The 14,278-nt window shown below is 72.3% G+C and carries 15 protein-coding genes; 8 read left to right on the top strand and 7 right to left on the bottom strand.

Annotated elements, in window-relative coordinates:
* Positions 1 to 88 precede the first annotated feature (88 nt).
* Positions 89 to 715: a TetR/AcrR family transcriptional regulator gene (locus ACFKCF_RS40710; protein WP_394500679.1), complete on the bottom strand. Its 627-nt coding sequence runs from the start codon at positions 713 to 715 to the stop codon at positions 89 to 91.
* 73 nt (positions 716 to 788) lie between these two features.
* Between ACFKCF_RS40710 and ACFKCF_RS40705 the strand changes: the two genes are divergently transcribed.
* A complete protein-coding gene (locus ACFKCF_RS40705; RefSeq protein WP_394500678.1) occupies positions 789 to 1,205 on the top strand; it encodes a VOC family protein in 417 nt (138 codons plus the stop codon).
* On the opposite strand, the gene ACFKCF_RS40700 is transcribed toward ACFKCF_RS40705, so the two are convergent.
* The 4 genes from ACFKCF_RS40700 to iolC form a co-directional block, all read right to left on the bottom strand.
* Positions 1,200 to 1,502 (bottom strand): hypothetical protein, encoded by a 303-nt coding sequence (locus tag ACFKCF_RS40700; RefSeq protein WP_394500677.1) that lies wholly within the window; start codon positions 1,500 to 1,502, stop codon positions 1,200 to 1,202. The two genes, ACFKCF_RS40705 and ACFKCF_RS40700, sit on opposite strands and share 6 nt — an antisense overlap.
* On the bottom strand, positions 1,499 to 2,719 hold the full coding sequence (locus tag ACFKCF_RS40695; protein ID WP_394500676.1) for a thiamine pyrophosphate-binding protein: 1,221 nt from the start codon (positions 2,717 to 2,719) through the stop codon (positions 1,499 to 1,501). The genes ACFKCF_RS40700 and ACFKCF_RS40695 overlap by 4 nt, the downstream gene beginning before the upstream one ends.
* A 94-nt stretch (positions 2,720 to 2,813) precedes the next feature.
* A complete protein-coding gene (locus tag ACFKCF_RS40690) occupies positions 2,814 to 3,719 on the bottom strand; it encodes a deoxyribose-phosphate aldolase (RefSeq protein ID WP_394500675.1) in 906 nt (301 codons plus the stop codon).
* Positions 3,716 to 4,672: a 5-dehydro-2-deoxygluconokinase gene (gene iolC / locus ACFKCF_RS40685; RefSeq protein WP_394500674.1), complete on the bottom strand. Its 957-nt coding sequence runs from the start codon at positions 4,670 to 4,672 to the stop codon at positions 3,716 to 3,718. The genes ACFKCF_RS40690 and iolC overlap by 4 nt, the downstream gene beginning before the upstream one ends.
* A 503-nt stretch (positions 4,673 to 5,175) precedes the next feature.
* Between iolC and ACFKCF_RS40680 the strand changes: the two genes are divergently transcribed.
* Together ACFKCF_RS40680 and ACFKCF_RS40675 are read left to right on the top strand one after the other, a co-directional pair.
* Entirely contained in the window at positions 5,176 to 5,499 is a 324-nt protein-coding gene (locus tag ACFKCF_RS40680) for an ATP-binding cassette domain-containing protein (protein ID WP_394500759.1), read from the top strand.
* Positions 5,487 to 5,612: a hypothetical protein gene (locus ACFKCF_RS40675; protein ID WP_394500673.1), complete on the top strand. Its 126-nt coding sequence runs from the start codon at positions 5,487 to 5,489 to the stop codon at positions 5,610 to 5,612. The genes ACFKCF_RS40680 and ACFKCF_RS40675 overlap by 13 nt, the downstream gene beginning before the upstream one ends.
* Before the next feature lie 4 nt (positions 5,613 to 5,616).
* On the opposite strand, the gene ACFKCF_RS40670 is transcribed toward ACFKCF_RS40675, so the two are convergent.
* Complete coding sequence (locus ACFKCF_RS40670) at positions 5,617 to 6,561, bottom strand: methionyl-tRNA formyltransferase (protein WP_394500672.1); 945 nt, start codon at positions 6,559 to 6,561, stop codon at positions 5,617 to 5,619.
* Positions 6,562 to 6,687: 126 nt separating this feature from the next.
* On the opposite strand from ACFKCF_RS40670, the gene ACFKCF_RS40665 reads away from it, so the two are divergent.
* The gene (locus tag ACFKCF_RS40665; RefSeq protein WP_394500671.1) at positions 6,688 to 7,986 is read left to right on the top strand and encodes a lysine N(6)-hydroxylase/L-ornithine N(5)-oxygenase family protein; all 1,299 of its coding nucleotides are present in this window, start codon (positions 6,688 to 6,690) and stop codon (positions 7,984 to 7,986) included.
* Between the two features lie 34 nt (positions 7,987 to 8,020).
* Here ACFKCF_RS40665 and ACFKCF_RS40660 read toward each other — a convergent pair whose 3' ends face one another.
* A complete protein-coding gene (locus tag ACFKCF_RS40660) occupies positions 8,021 to 9,097 on the bottom strand; it encodes an alpha/beta hydrolase-fold protein (protein ID WP_394500670.1) in 1,077 nt (358 codons plus the stop codon).
* Between the two features lie 94 nt (positions 9,098 to 9,191).
* Here ACFKCF_RS40660 and ACFKCF_RS40655 point away from each other — a divergent pair, with 94 nt between their 5' ends.
* From ACFKCF_RS40655 to ACFKCF_RS40640, 4 genes are all read left to right on the top strand, one after another.
* Complete coding sequence (locus ACFKCF_RS40655) at positions 9,192 to 10,247, top strand: FecCD family ABC transporter permease (RefSeq protein ID WP_394500669.1); 1,056 nt, start codon at positions 9,192 to 9,194, stop codon at positions 10,245 to 10,247.
* Positions 10,244 to 11,308: a FecCD family ABC transporter permease gene (locus ACFKCF_RS40650; RefSeq protein ID WP_394500668.1), complete on the top strand. Its 1,065-nt coding sequence runs from the start codon at positions 10,244 to 10,246 to the stop codon at positions 11,306 to 11,308. Before ACFKCF_RS40655 ends, ACFKCF_RS40650 begins: the two co-directional genes overlap by 4 nt.
* A 66-nt stretch (positions 11,309 to 11,374) precedes the next feature.
* Entirely contained in the window at positions 11,375 to 12,433 is a 1,059-nt protein-coding gene (locus tag ACFKCF_RS40645; RefSeq protein ID WP_394500667.1) for an iron-siderophore ABC transporter substrate-binding protein, read from the top strand.
* Between the two features lie 46 nt (positions 12,434 to 12,479).
* On the top strand, positions 12,480 to 14,276 hold the full coding sequence (locus ACFKCF_RS40640; protein ID WP_394500666.1) for an ABC transporter ATP-binding protein: 1,797 nt from the start codon (positions 12,480 to 12,482) through the stop codon (positions 14,274 to 14,276).
* Positions 14,277 to 14,278: the final 2 nt, after the last annotated feature.

Genomic DNA, 14,278 nt, shown 5'->3' with positions numbered 1-14,278 from the left:
CCCCCGCCCAACATTCCTGTACGTGATGCGAAATGTCACCCGCTTTTCTCGCGTACCAGGCGCCGCGAGATCGGGCGAACGGAGGTGCTCACCGTGCCGACGGCGCTCGCCCCTGAGCGCGCATGTCGCCGCGTAGCGCCTCCAGCAGCCGCGCCAGGGCGGCCTGGGTGGCCGGCAGGTCCGCGGGGTCGTCCGACCCGGCCAGCCACAGCGCCGCCTCGTTCATCGCGCCCGACAGCAGGTGGGTCAGCGGCGCGACCGGCTGGGGCGCGATCGTGCCCTCCTCGATCAGGTCGGCGAGCGCATCGGCCAGGTGGCGGGCCGAGGCGGCCTCGTCCATCGCGCGCCATTCGGTCCAGCCGAGCACGGCGGGGCCGTCGACGAGCATGATCCGCTGAACGCCCGGGGCCGTGCTGGCGGTCAGGAACGCCTGGCAGCCGACGGTCAGGCGGGTCCAGAGGTCGTCGTGGACGTCGGCGGTCCGCGCCACCGTCTCGGCCACCTCCTGCTGCACCTGCTCCAGGACGGCCCTGAACAACTCGGCCTTGCTCTCGAAGAGGTGGTAGAGCGCGCCCTTGGTCACCCCCGCCTCGGCGACGATCTCCGACAGGCTCACCGCGCCGTATCCCCGGTCCGCGAACAGGCGCCTGCTCTCCCGCAGCAGGGCCTGCCTGGTCTGCTCCCGCTGCTGCGCCCTGACGCCGTGCGACTTCATGCATCCTCCCTTGACATACCGATGGTACGTCAAATACACATTCACGTACCGATGGTATGTGAAAGGAATTCGTATGGAACTGACCAGCTTCTATCCCGTGATCTGCACCGCCCGGCTTCAGGAGTCGCGCGACTTCTACACCGGGCTTCTCGGGTTCGAGACGACGTTCGAGGCCGACTGGTACGTCAGCCTGCGGCGCCCCGGGACCCCGTCCTACGAGCTCGCGCTGCTCGACCACACCCACCCGACGCTGCCCGCGGCGTATCGCACCCCTGTCCGCGGGCTGCTGCTGAACTTCGAGGTCGAGGACGTGGACGCCGAATGGGAACGGCTCGTCGTCGGCGCGGGACTGACCCCCGAGCTCGCCCTGCGCAGCGAGGACTTCGGGCAGCGGCACTTCATCGTGGCCGACCCCGACGGGGTCCTCATCGACGTCATCACCCCGATCGCGCCCTCGGCCGAGTACGCCGAGCAGTACGTCGGCTCATGACGCCCGGTCGGCGAAGCGGCGCAGGGCGTCCAGTCCCGACAGGCCGTAGACGTCCTCCACGGCGTCGGCCAGCAGGTGGCAGGTCCTGAACCGGTCGAGCGGGGTGAGCCCGAGCCGGATCAGGTGCAGGTAGGTGTAGTTGAGCAGCACCCGGTAACGCAGGAAGGCCGGGTCGGTGAAGATCGCCTCGTGGTAGGCGGGGTTCTCGAAGCCCGGGCGCTGCAGTTCGTCCGGCTCGCGGTGCGGCGCGGGCGGGTCGCCGGGCCGCGCCCGGAACGCCTCGCCCGGCTCGGTCATCGGCTTAACCAACCGGCCCTCGTCCAGCAGCGCCCCGGCCCGCCGCCGGTACTCCTCCAGCAGCGCCGCCCACTCCCGTACGAACGGCACGGGCGGGGCGGCGCGGTCGTCCAGGGCGGCGACGACGCCCGCACGCGCCCCGTCAGCGCCGCGCGCCGTTCCCGGAAGCTCTGCTCGAACGACGCGCGGACGCCCGCCGGGTCGGCCGCCCAGGTGATGAATCCCTCCGCGTGCATCCGGTACGACAGGTAGCTGCGGTCGATGCGCCGCGACGTGTGCGCGACGGTCAGCATGAGGCTCAGCGCCGGCCCGGTCTTGCCGTCCCGGCCCGCGCTCCTGCTCCCGCACCGCGAGCAGGCGGTGCCTGGCCAGGCTCTCGGCCGGGTCGAGCGCGGCCGTCGAGGGGTGGCCTGGCTCTCGCCTGCCGGGATGCCGGTCGCCTCGCAGAACTCGCGCAGGGCGTCCTCGGCGCCGGAGTAGTGCACGCCGCCGCCCGCCACGACGAACGGCCGCCGGGCCGCGGCGATCAGCGCCGCGGCGTCGGCGAGGTCGGCGGCCTCCGGCAGCGGCCTGCCCACCCGCCAGACCCGCCGCTCGAACAGCTCGACCGGCCAGTCGTACGCCTCGGCCTGCACGTCCTGGGGCAGCGCGATCGTCACCGCGCCGGTCTCGGCCGGGTCGGTCAGCACCCGCATGCCGTTCAGCAGCGCCGCGGGCAGCTGCTCGGGCCGGTTGACCCGGTCGAAGAAGCGCGACAGCGGGCGGAAGGCGTCGTTGACGGTGACGTCCGCGGCGTACGGCGCCTCCAGCTCCTGCAGCACCGGCCCGGCCACCCGAGTCGCGAAGGTGCCCGACGGCAGCAGCAGCACCGGGATCCGGTTGACCGTGGCCAGCGCCGCCCCGGTGAGCATGTTGGTCGAGCCGGGGCCCACGGACGCCGTGCAGGCCCAGGTCTGCAGGCGGTCCTTGTGGCGCGCGTAGGCCACGGCCGTGTGCACCATCGCCTGCTCGTTGCGGGCCGGCACGTACCGCAGCCGCTCCGGCCCGCCGGCGAGCTCGTCCTGCAGAAGCGCCTGCCCGAGCCCGGCGACGTTGCCGTGGCCGAAGATCCCGAGACACCCGGCGAACAGCCGCATGCGGTGCCCGTCGCGCTCGGTCCATTGGGCGGCCAGGAAGCGCACGACGGCCTGGCCGACCGTCAACCTCAGGGTGCTCATCGGGATCCTCCCATCGGCGGCCGGGGATCGGCGTCCTGTCCGGCCCTGGTCTCGCGCACCCGGCCGTGCGGCCGGGCCCGGCGCGCGTTGTCGTTCATGCTCCTTCTCCGTGTACGAGCGCCGCCGCGACGTCCACCGCGCCCGCCACGTCGCCGTCCGGCGGGAACAGCAGCGCCCGCCCCACGACCAGCCCTCGCACGGCGGGCAGCTCCAGCGCCCGCCGCCAGCCGGCGTAGGTCTCGTCCGGACGGCCGGTGGGGTCGCCGCCCAGCAGCAGGGTCGGCAGGGTCGTGGCGTCCATGACGCGTTCCAGCTCCTCGACCACGGGCAGCTTCAGCCAGGTGTGCCGGCTGCCGGCGCCCAGCCCGGCGGCGATGTGGACGGAGGTGACGACCGAGTCGGGGTCGAGGAGGTTCCGCACCCGCCCGTCCGCCCCCCGTACCGACAGGAACGGCTCCACCATCGCCATGACGCCGTGCTCCACCAGCTCGGTGACCGCCCGGCCGCCGGCCTCCAGCGTGGCGGCCGTGCCCGGGTCGTCCAGGCAGATGCGGGTGAGCATCTTGCCGCCGTCCAGGCCGCGGGCGGCGATCTCGCCCGCGGTGTAGGCGGTGAAGCGGTCGTCCAGCTCGAAGACGGCGCCCTGCAGGCCGCCCCGGTTCATCGAGCCGATCGCGACCTTGCCCTCCAGAGCGCCGAGCAGCAGCAGGTCGTCCAGGATGTCGGGAGTGCCGAGCACGCCGTCCACGCCGGGGCGCGACAGCGCGAGGACCAGGCGTTCCAGCAGGTTGCCGCGCGAGGCCATGGCCCGGCGGTCGGAGCGGACGCCGAGCGCGCCGCGGGCCGGGTGGTCGGCGGCCACGATCAGCAGCCTGCCGTCGGCGCCCACCAGGGCGCGCCGCTTGCGGGCGGCCCACGCTTCGGTGATCCGCCACGGCTCGCGTACCCGGATCTCGGTCAGATCGGCGATGCCGGGGCGGCGCGGCGCCTGGGCGGTCATCGTCCTTCCTCCTCGCCCTTCAGCCCCGCCTCGACCTCGGCCTCGGCCGGCATCGCGGCGGCGCATTCGAGCCGGCCGGCGACGATGGCGCCGGCCACGTTCGCGAAGCGCACGACGCGGGTCAGGTCCCAGCCGCTGAGCAGGCCGTGGACCAGGGCGCCGCCGAAGGCGTCGCCCGCGCCGAGCCCGTTGACCACCGCGACGGGGAAGGGCGGCACCTCGACGCGCTCGTCCGGGGTCGCCGCGAGCACCCCCTTCGGGCCCTGCTTCACGATCGCGAGCTCCACACCCCGCTCCAGCAGGGCGTCGGCCGCCCGCTTCGGGTCGCTCTCGCCGACCGCGACCTCGCACTCCTCCCGGTTCCCGACCGCGACCGTGATCTGCTCCAGCGCCCTGCCGATCTGCGCGCTCGCCTCACCGGGGTCCGGCCAGAACATCGGCCGGTAGTCGAGATCGAGGACGGTGTGCGCGCGGCGGCCGCGGGCCTGCCACGCGGCGAAGTGCGCCGAGCGCGACGGCTCCTGCGACAGCCCCGTGACGGTGGCCCAGAAGACCCCCGCCTCGCGCACCGCCTCCAGCGGGACCTCCTCCGGCTGGATCAGCAGGTCGGGGGCGGTCGGATAGCGGTAGAAGTACAGCGGGAAATGGTCCGGCGGGAAGATCTCGCAGAAGGTCACCGGCGTCGGCGGGCCGTCCACCTCACCGGCGAAGGCGTCGTCCACGCCGAAGCGGCGCAGCTCCCGGCGGACGTAGCGGCCGAACGGGTCGCGCCCGGTCCGCGTGATGATCGCGGCCCGGCGGCCGTGCCGGGCAGCGGCCACCGTCACGTTGGTCGCGCTGCCGCCCAGGAACTTGCCGAACCGCTCCACGTCCTCCAGGCCGACGCCGTGGTCGAGCGGGTAGATGTCCACCCCGCACCGGCCCATGGCCACCAGGTCGTATGACCGCGCCATCACTCACGCCCCGCCGCGCCCGGCCCGGTCGGGGAAATCATCGCGCCGCGCCACGGGCGATCCGGCGGCGGGGTGAACGGGGTGGTCATGGCTTCCTCGATCCCTTCCATCTCGGGAGACGCCCTGGGCAGAGCGCGCGGCGACGATGTGCAGCCTGCCTCGGCACAACGGCTCACGTCAAGACTTTGTCCTGACATATTGGCATACAGTCATATGGAGAAGATGCTCCGGCACCTCGCGCCGGACCGCACCATCGAGACCCCGGTCGACCAGCGCCGATCGATGATCCACCCGGCCGGAAGATCGATGGTGTGCGGTCTGTGGCTGCATCACCCAAACGCCGGTTCCTGGGCTTCCTCCTGCTGGCCGGCCGTGGCTGGCGGCCCTCACCCTCCTCGAACTGTTCCTCCTGGTGGAGCCGACCGCGGTGGCCCTGGTGACCGGCGAGCTGGTGGGCCGCCTGGCGCAGGGCGTCGCCACGGGCACGGTCGGGCAGGGCGGACATCGCGCAGGCCGCCGAGAAGGGCGGCGCCGCCCGGGTCCTCGCCCGCCTGCCGGAGGGCGAGGAGACCCGGCTCGGCAAGGCGCTCGGCGACGGCGTCGAGCTCTCCGGCGGTCAGTGGCAGAAGGTGGCCCTGTCACGGGCGTTCATGCGCTCGACGCCGCTGCTCGCCGTGCTCGACGAGCCGACGGCCGCGCTGGACGCGGCCAGCGAGTACGAGGTCTACCAGCGCTACGCGGAGGTGGCCCAGGAGTGGCAGCACGCCACCGGCGGGATCACCCTGCTGGTCTCCCACCGGTTCGCCACATCAGGATGGCCGACCTGATCGTCGTGCTCGACGGCGGCCGCATCGCCGAGTGCGGCACGCACGCCGAGCTCATCGAGCTGTCAGGCCGGTACGCCCACCTGTACGGCCTCCAGGCCTCCGCCTACCGATGATCGCTCACGGGTGGCGGGACAGGTAGCCGCCCATCGTCCTGAACACCTCGCCGGCCGGCAGGTCGGTGCCGTCCTCGGTGCGCACCCGTTCGATCACCAGGCCGTGACTGCGGCCCCGGCGGGCCTCCGCGCCGGCGACGATGACGATGCCGTCGCCCTCGCGGATGAACACCCGGCCCGGGGTGCCGCCGTAGACACCCTTGGAGACCGAGGCCTTCAGGATGCGGAGGCGCTCGCCCTTGTAGTGGGTGAAAGCGTTGGGGTAGGGGTCGGACTGGGCGCGTACCAGCCGTTCGATGTCCTCGGCCGGCCAGTTCCAGTCGATGTTGCTGTCCTCGATCGAACGCTTGTGGAAGAAGCTGGCCTTGGTGCGGTCCTGGGGCGTCCAGTCGGTACGGCCGGAGGCGATGAGGTCCAGGGCCTCGGCGACGATCGGGCCGATGAGGTCGACCGTGCGGTGGAACAGGTCGGTGGCGGTGTCGGCCGGGCCGACCGGGACGGCGCGCTGCACGACGATGTCCCCGGCGTCCAGTTCGGCGTTCATCATGTGGGCGGTGACGCCGACCTCCTTCTCGCCGTTGATGAGCGCCCAGACGAGCGGGGAGAAGCCGGCGTAGGCCGGAAGCAGCGAGTCGTGCACGTTGAGGATGCCGTGCCGGGGCAGGGTGAGGATCTCCGGCGGTATCCAGGTGCGCCAGTTGTTGGCGACGATGAGGTCGGGCTCGACTTCCTTGAGGGCGAGCAGGAGCTCGTCGTCGGGCCGGTTGCGAAGCACGACCGGCACGCCGTGGGCCTCGGCCAGCTCGGCCACCGAGTCGCTCCAGATCTTCTCGTAGGCGTGGTCGCTCTGTGGGTGAGTGACCGCCAGCACCACGTCATGCCCGGAGTCCAGCAGGGCTTGTAGGGTGCGATGCCCCCAGGTCTGGTAACCGAACATCACGACCCGCATCGGCGCTCTCCTTGTGAGGTGAGGGGAAGAAAGGTTAGGCTCGCCTAATTAGGCGAGCCTAACCTAAGTTGGTTGCTGATTCCACCCATGGCTCCCCCTCTGGACCGCTCTCTCGAAAGGCCTTTCATGCCCACTGCCGAGCAGCCCGTCCACGACCTCGTCGGCATCGGTTTCGGACCTTCCAACCTCGCCCTGGCCATCGCGCTGCGCGAGCGGCAGGCCCGCACCGGCGAGCGAATCGACGCGGTGTTCCTGGAGAAGCAACTCTCGTTCGGATGGCACCGCGGCATGCTCCTCGAAGGCACCACGATGCAGGTCTCCTTCCTCAAGGACCTGGTCACCATGCGCAACCCCACCAGCGAGTTCGGCTTCCTGTCCTACCTGCAGGCACGCGGCCGGATGCTGGACTTCATCAACCACAAGACGATGTTCCCCTCGCGCATGGAGTTCCACGACTACCTGGAGTGGGCCGCGGCGCCCTTCGCCGACCAGGTGGAGTACGGTTCGGAGGTCGTCGCGGTCACTCCCGTCACCGTCGACGGCGCGGTGGAGTACCTCGACGTGGTGGTCCGCCAGGGCGACGGGGAGCTCAGCACCCGCCGCGCCCGCAACCTGGTCGTCGCCGTCGGCCTGGTCCCGGTGCTGCCCGACGGGATGGTCGGCGACGAACGCGTCTGGCACAGCGAGGAGCTCCTGGACAGGCTCCCCTCGCTGACCGACCCGCGCCGGCTGGTGGTGGTCGGCGCCGGCCAGAGCGCCGCCGAGGTGACCGACCACCTGCACGGCCGTTTCCCGGACGCCGAGGTGTGCGCGGTGTTCTCCAAGTACGGCTACACCCCCGCCGACGACAGCTCCTTCGCCAACCGCATCTTCGACTCCGTCGCGGTCGACCACTACTTCGCCGCGCCCGAGGCGGTCAAGGACAAACTGCGCGCCTACCACGCCTCCACCAACTACTCGGTCGTCGACCTCGACCTGATCGACGAGCTGTACCGCAGGCACTACCAGGAGAAGGTGCAGGGCAGGCAGCGGCTGCGCATCCTGAACGCCTCCCGGCTCGTCGAGGTCGCCCGGGACGCCGACGGCGTGCGCGCCACCGTCGAGTTCCTGCCCACCGGGGAACGGGCCGTCCTGGACGCCGACGCGCTCGTCTACGCCACCGGCTACCGGCCCGGCGACCCGCTGACCCTGCTGGGCGCCGTCGGCGAGCACTGCGAGCGGCTGCCCTCGGGCGACCTGCGCATCGAGCGCGACTACCGGATCGCCACCTCCCCGCACCTGCGCTGCGGCATCTACGTGCAGGGAGCCACCGAGCACACCCACGGCCTGACCTCGACGCTGCTGTCGAACACCGCCGTGCGGGCCGGGGAGATCGTCGACGCGGTGGCCGGGCGGCTGCGCACCACCTACGCGTTCTCGAGCTGACGTCTGCCGGGGTGGCGGCCGGCCGGGCCGGCCGTCATCGCAGCACCCAGGCGACATCCCTGAGCAGGGCGTGCCGCCAGCCCGCCCGATCGTGGCCCGAGGCCGAGCGCGAGACCCGCACGGTCGCGCCGGCCTGTTCGGCCAGGGTCTCGACCAGCTCGCAGTGCGGCAGCATCCGCGTCTCGTGCTCCCCCACGTCGAACGCGACCCGCAGACCGGACAGGTTGGGGCGCTCCCGCAGGCGCGCGGCGATGGCGCCGCCGACCGGTCCGCCCATGGGGTCGGCCAGGTCGGCGGCGCCGGGCGTCCACCAGAACGACCCCGACTGGCAGGCGACGCCGGACACCAGCTCCGGGAACTCCAGGGCCGCGTACATCGCGCTCAGCCCGCCGAGACTCTGCCCGGCGGCCACCAGCCGGTCCGGGTCGGCGGGTACGCCGCTCCCGGCGACCAGCGGCAGTAGTTCGTCCCGGACCGCCTCCCACAGCTCCGGCCTGCACGCGAACTCGACCTCCCTGACCCGCGCGGGCAGGAAGACGAGCGTGACCGCGGGCATCTCGCCCTGGGCGACGGCCGAGTCGAACGCGGTCATGGCCGGGTGCAGGTACAGCCAGTCGTCCCCGTCGAGCAGCAGGACCACCGGCCCGCCGCCGCCCGCCGGGTGGACCCGCACGGTGCGCCGCCCGCCGAGCCGTTCACTGCTCCAGCGGAAACGGGTGCTCGGGAGGGGCAGGACGTCTTCGGCGCCGACGGCCGGCCAGTGGGGCTGGGCGGGGGCGTCCGGGGTCGCGGCGATGGAGCGGTCACCGCCCGCGCCGGCCGGGTTCAGCGGGTCGGCGTACGCCGCGTCGTCCGTGACGAACTGGTACGTCACCCGCAGCCGCGCGGGCATGGCCACCTCGGCGTACCAGCAGTCCGTGTCGCCCCACCGGCGCAGGGGCACCGGCTCCGACCAGCTCTCGAAGCCGACGCTCGCCGGCGACCCGCGCCACAGGAACAGGGTCGCCCAGCCGTCTCCGGCGGGCACCGACGCGGGTGCCCGTGCCGCCGCCCAGAACTCGTCGGAACCCGGCTCACCGGGGAGCCCGAACTCGGCGAAGGTGTTCTCCATGCGCGGTCGTACCCCGTCCCTGTCGTCAGCCAGAAACTAAGGATATGCTTACCTAAGTTTCATGATCGAGACAGGCCCCGTGGATTGTAGGTCGATGAGTACGACTCTGGAGAAACGTCCCACGTCCGAGGCCAGAGGGGTCCACCGGCGGCGGGTAGTGGGCCTGGGCGCGCTCGCGGTGGTTCTCCTGGTCGCGGGGGCGGTGTCGCTGGCCGTCGGAGCGCGCGGGCTGAGCCTCGCGGAGGTGTGGCGGGGGTTGTTCCCGGAGCCGGGCTCCGACCAGCGGCTCACCGAGATCGCGCTCATCGTGCAGACCGTACGGGTGCCCAGGACCGTGCTTGCGATCGTGGCGGGCGTCGCGCTGGGGGTCAGCGGGGCGTTGATCCAGGGGTACACGCGCAACCCGATCGCCGACACGGGCCTGCTGGGGGTGAACTCCGGCGCCTCGTTCGCCGTGGTGTCGGTGATCCTCCTGTTCGGGCTCGCCAATCCGTACCAGTACGTCTGGTTCGCCTTCCTGGGGGCGGCGGCCGCCGGCGCCGTCGTGTTCGGGCTGGCGAGCATCGGCCGGGGGGCGGGCAGCCCGCTGACGCTCGCGCTGGCCGGGCAGGGGGTCGCGGTGTTCCTGGCGGCGATGACCACGGCGGTCGCGCTGTCGGACCAGGCGTCGCTGAACGCCCTGCGGTTCTGGAACGCGGGCACCGTGGCCGGTGTCGGATTCGACGTCATCTGGCCGGTGGTCGCGTTCATCGTGGCCGGGTTGCTGCTGGCGCTCACCACGCTGCCCGCCATCAACCTGCTCAACCTGGGTGACGACGTCGCGCGCGGGCTGGGCGTGAACATCACGCGGAGCCGGACGGTCGGCATCGTCGCCATCACCCTGCTGGCGGGCGCGACGACGGCGGCGTGCGGCCCCATCGCGTTCCTCGGGCTCATGGTGGCCCACGTGGCCCGGTATCTGACCGGGCCGGACTATCGCTGGCTGGTGCCGTGCGCGGGTCTGCTCGGCGCCGTCGTCCTGCTGGTCTGCGACATCGTGGGGCGTGTGGTGACGCGGCCGGGCGAGGTGCAGGTGGGCGTCGTCGTCGCCATCGTCGGCGCCCCGTTCTTCGCGACGCTGGTCTGGCGCGGAAAGTTCAAGACGGTATGAACGAGACAGCGGTGAAGCGGCCGGTGACACCGGGCGTGCGGTTCGGCCACGCGTCGTTCGTGTGGCGGCCCTGGATGGTGCTGGTCACGCTGCTGCTGGCGGCGGCGGCCTTTCTGGTGTTCTGCCTGTCCATCGGCACCGGGGACTTCCCCATCGGCCTGTCCCAGGTGATCGCCACGCTCTTCGGCCAGGGCGAGCGGGTCGACGAGTTCGTGATCATGGATCTCCGCATGCCGCGCGCCCTGGCCGGGCTCGTCGTGGGGGTCGCGCTGGGGGTGTCCGGGGCGATCACGCAGTCGATCGCGCGCAACCCGCTGGCCAGCCCGGACGTGCTGGGGATCACCGGGGGCGCGAGCGCGGTCGCGGTGTTCCTGGTGACGGTCTCGGGCGGGGCCGCCACGGCGATCGTCAACTCCGTGGGCCTGTCCGCGGCGGCGCTCGCGGGCGGTCTCGGCACCGGGCTGCTGGTGTACTTCCTGGCGTGGCGGCGCGGGATCGACGGCCTGCGGCTCATCCTCATCGGCATCTCGGTGAGCGCCGTGATGGAGGCGATCACGATCTGGCTGCTGGTCACGGCCGACATCCGGGACGTGGCCCGGGCCCAGGCGTGGCTGGTCGGCTCGCTGGACAACCGGTCGTGGGGCGAGGTCTGGGTGGCGTTGTGGTGCGCGCTCGCCCTCCTGGCCGTGGTGTCGTGCGTCGCGTTCCAGCTCAGGCCGCTGCACTTCGGCGACGAGGTCGCGGCGGGCCTGGGGGTGCGGTACTCGCTGGTGCGGGCGGTCCTGCTGCTGTGCGCGGTGCTGCTGGCCGGCGTGGCGGTGAGCGCGGCTGGCCCGGTCCCGTTCGTCGCACTGGTGGCGCCGCAGGCGGCGATGCGCCTGTCGCGGTGTCCGACGCCGCCGCTGGTGGTCTCCGGGCTGGTGGGCGCGCTGCTGCTGCTCGGCGCGGACCTGGTGGCGCGTACGGCGCTGCCGGTCAGCCTCCCGGTCGGCCTCGTCACCGCCGCGATCGGGGGCCCTTTCCTCGTCTACCTCCTGGTGCGGGCGAACCTAAGAAAGTAAGGTTAGGCTAACCTAATCTCCGCGTGTTACGGTTCCAGTGGATCGCACGAAAGCAAGGGATTCCGAATGCTCCTCCAGCGAACAACAGGTACGAAGACCTTGCGGCGGGTCGCAGCGGTGTTGTCCGCTGCGGCATTAGGCGCGGGCCTCCTCACGGGATGCGGTTCCGGCTCGGCGGACAAGCCGAGCGGTGACACCACCGCGGCCGCCACGGGCGGCGGCGGCGCGTTCCCGGTGACCGTGGAGCACGCGTTCGGGTCCACGCAGATCACCAAGGCTCCCCAGCGGGTCGTCTCCGTCGGCTACACCGACGACCAGGCCATCCTGGCCTTCGGCATCAAGCCGGTCGGCATGGTCGACCAGTATCCGAACCCGCCGGGCAAGACCCCCGACATCAACACCCAGTGGCCCTGGGTGAAGGACAAGTGGGGCGACACCCGCCCCGAGGTCATCATGAACAACGGGGACTCCGGCCCCAACTACGAGAAGATCGCCGCCCTGCGGCCCGACCTGATCATCGCGGTCTACTCCGAGATCGACCAGGCCGCCTACGACCGGCTCTCCAAGATCGCTCCGACGGTGGGCCGCACCAAGACCGAGAAGGAGCCGTTCAGCGCGCCGTGGCAGGACAACGCGCTGCACATCGCCAAGGCGCTCGGCAAGGCCGATGAGGGCGCCGAGCTGGTGCAGGGCATCCAGGACAAGCTCGACGCCGCCCGCAAGGAGCACCCGGAGTTCGCCGACCGCACCGCCGTCGCGGTGTCCTGGTACAAGAACTCGGTCGCGCCGTTCACCACCACCGACGTGCGCGGACGCCTGGTGTCGGGCATCGGCTTCAAGGGCGCGACCGAGATCGACAAGATCGCGGGCGGCAGCTTCTACACCGTGCTCTCCCCCGAGCGCATCGACCTGATCGACGTCGACCACATCTTCGTCATCGCCGACCAGGCGGACCAGACGGCGCTGAAGAACTTCAAGCTGTTCGCCAACCTGCCCGCGGTCAAGGGCGGCAAGGTGTCGTACCTGCTGGACAGCGAGGGCCCGGCGATCGGCGCGGCCATGTCGCAGGGCACGCTGCTGTCCCTGCCGTACGCGATCGACGAGCTCGTCAAGTCGGCGGTCTAGTGATGCCGGTGAACGTGTCCTGTCCCCGGCCTGCCGGGGACCGGGTGTGAGCACCGCGGACACGCGCGTCGCCCCGGCCATCCTGCGCACGGCGACCGGGCGCGAGGCCACCCGATGGGTCGCGGCGTACTGCCGCGAGGTGCCCTGGCTGACGGGCGCCACCGTGCTCACCGCGGTGGCCGCGGCGGCACTCCAGGTGCTGCCCCTGCTGCTGCTCGGCCGGGTGGTCGACGGGGTGGTCGCGGGCGAGCCGCGCTCGATCCTGGTCACGGTCGGGGTGCTGATGGTGACCGCCGCGCTGCTCGGCTCGGCGGCCACCACGGCCTCGACGTACCTGATCGGGCGGCTGGGCGCGGACCTGCTCGCGCGGCTGCGGGAAGGCGCCGTCCGGGCGGTGCTGGGCATGCCGAGCGCGCGGATCGAGCAGGTCGGCCGGGGCGACGTGCTGTCCAGGGTCGGCGACGACGTGGCCGTGGTGTCCAAGGGCATCCGTACGGCGGTCCCCACGGTGTTCTCGTCGGGCGTGCTGGTCGTCATCGCCACGGCCGGCATGTTCGGGCTGGACTGGCGGCTCGGCCTGGCGGGCGCCGGCGCGCTGCCCGCGTACGCGCTGGCCCTGCGCTGGTATCTCCCCCGGTCCGCGCCGCTCTACCAGAAGCAGCGGGAGGCGCAGGCCGATCGCGCGCAGGCGCTGATCAGCGGCCTGAACGGGATCGGCACCGTCCGCGCGTACCGCCTGGAGGAGGCCTTCCGCGAGCAGGTCACCCGCGAGTCGTGGCGGGTGCGCGATCTCGGCGTCGAGGTGTTCCGGTTCTTCGGCCGGTTCGTCGGCAGGGAGAACCGCGCCGAGTTCATCGGGCTGGTCCTGATTCTCGTGGTGGGCTACGTCCTGCTGGAGGCCGGCGCCGTCACCTTGGGCGAGGCGTCGGTGGCGCCGCTGCTGTTCCACCGGCTGTTCAATCCGCTGGGCGCCATCCTGTTCACCTTCGACGAGGCGCAGAAGTCGGGCGCGAGCCTGACCCGGCTCGTCGGGGTGCTGGGCGAGGCCACGGAGGAGCGGCTGGTGGGCCGGGTGGCGGCGGACGCCGGGCCGTACCCCGTGGTGGTCGAGGGGCTGACCTTCAGCTATCCCGGCTCCGGGCGGCCGGTCCTGCGGGAGGTCGATCTGACGATCCCGGCGGGCGGCTCGCTGGCGCTGGTGGGGGCGACGGGCGCGGGCAAGTCGACCCTGGCGGCGCTGATCGCGGGCATCGGCACCCCGCAGGCCGGGTCGGTGCGCATCGGCTCGACCGACCTCGCCGGGCTGGACGAGGCCGGCGCGCGGGCCCTGGTGAGCATCCTGACGCAGGAGACGCACGTGTTCTCCGGTCCGCTCGCCGGCGACCTGCGGCTGGCCGCGCCGGAGGCGAGCGACGACGAGCTGATGGACGCGTTGCGCAGGGTCGGCGCCGACGCGTGGGTCGCGGCGCTGCCCGACGGGCTGGACACCGTGGTCGGCGAGGGCGGTGAGCGGCTGGACGGCACCAAGGTCGCCCAGATCGCCCTGGCCCGGCTCGTACTGGGCCGATCGCCGGTGGTGGTGCTGGACGAGTCGACCGCGGAGGCGGGCAGCCAGGGCGCCGCCGAGCTGGAGCGGGCCGTGGCCGCCGCGTGCCTGGGCCGCACCACGCTGTTCGTGGCGCACCGGCTGACCCAGGCGACGGCGGCCGACCGCATCGCCGTGCTCGACGCGGGACGCGTCGTGGAGCAGGGCACCCACGAGGAACTGGTGGCTCTGGGCGGCAGGTACGCGCGGCTGTGGCGCGCGTGGCAAGAACCTTCATCCTTCGAAAGGGACGGCTGAGT

The organism is Nonomuraea sp. JJY05, assembly GCF_043496855.1.
Taxonomy (GTDB): domain Bacteria; phylum Actinomycetota; class Actinomycetes; order Streptosporangiales; family Streptosporangiaceae; genus Nonomuraea.
Note: the sequence above shows the minus strand (reverse complement) of the source record. Positions and strands in the feature narration are given on the sequence as shown.

Excerpts from the sequence above, each read along its gene's own strand:
- ACFKCF_RS40710 (WP_394500679.1), bottom strand. The coding sequence starts at position 715 with ATGAAGTCGCACGGCGTCAGGGCGCAGCAGCGGGAGCAGACCAGGCAG.
- ACFKCF_RS40705 (WP_394500678.1), top strand. The coding sequence starts at position 789 with ATGGAACTGACCAGCTTCTATCCCGTGATCTGCACCGCCCGGCTTCAG.
- ACFKCF_RS40700 (WP_394500677.1), bottom strand. The coding sequence starts at position 1,502 with ATGACCGAGCCGGGCGAGGCGTTCCGGGCGCGGCCCGGCGACCCGCCC.
- ACFKCF_RS40695 (WP_394500676.1), bottom strand. The coding sequence starts at position 2,719 with ATGAGCACCCTGAGGTTGACGGTCGGCCAGGCCGTCGTGCGCTTCCTG.
- ACFKCF_RS40690 (WP_394500675.1), bottom strand. The coding sequence starts at position 3,719 with ATGACCGCCCAGGCGCCGCGCCGCCCCGGCATCGCCGATCTGACCGAG.
- iolC (WP_394500674.1), bottom strand. The coding sequence starts at position 4,672 with ATGGCGCGGTCATACGACCTGGTGGCCATGGGCCGGTGCGGGGTGGAC.
- ACFKCF_RS40675 (WP_394500673.1), top strand. The coding sequence starts at position 5,487 with ATGGCCGACCTGATCGTCGTGCTCGACGGCGGCCGCATCGCCGAGTGC.
- ACFKCF_RS40670 (WP_394500672.1), bottom strand. The coding sequence starts at position 6,561 with ATGCGGGTCGTGATGTTCGGTTACCAGACCTGGGGGCATCGCACCCTA.
- ACFKCF_RS40665 (WP_394500671.1), top strand. The coding sequence starts at position 6,688 with ATGCCCACTGCCGAGCAGCCCGTCCACGACCTCGTCGGCATCGGTTTC.
- ACFKCF_RS40660 (WP_394500670.1), bottom strand. The coding sequence starts at position 9,097 with ATGGAGAACACCTTCGCCGAGTTCGGGCTCCCCGGTGAGCCGGGTTCC.
- ACFKCF_RS40655 (WP_394500669.1), top strand. The coding sequence starts at position 9,192 with ATGAGTACGACTCTGGAGAAACGTCCCACGTCCGAGGCCAGAGGGGTC.
- ACFKCF_RS40650 (WP_394500668.1), top strand. The coding sequence starts at position 10,244 with ATGAACGAGACAGCGGTGAAGCGGCCGGTGACACCGGGCGTGCGGTTC.
- ACFKCF_RS40645 (WP_394500667.1), top strand. The coding sequence starts at position 11,375 with ATGCTCCTCCAGCGAACAACAGGTACGAAGACCTTGCGGCGGGTCGCA.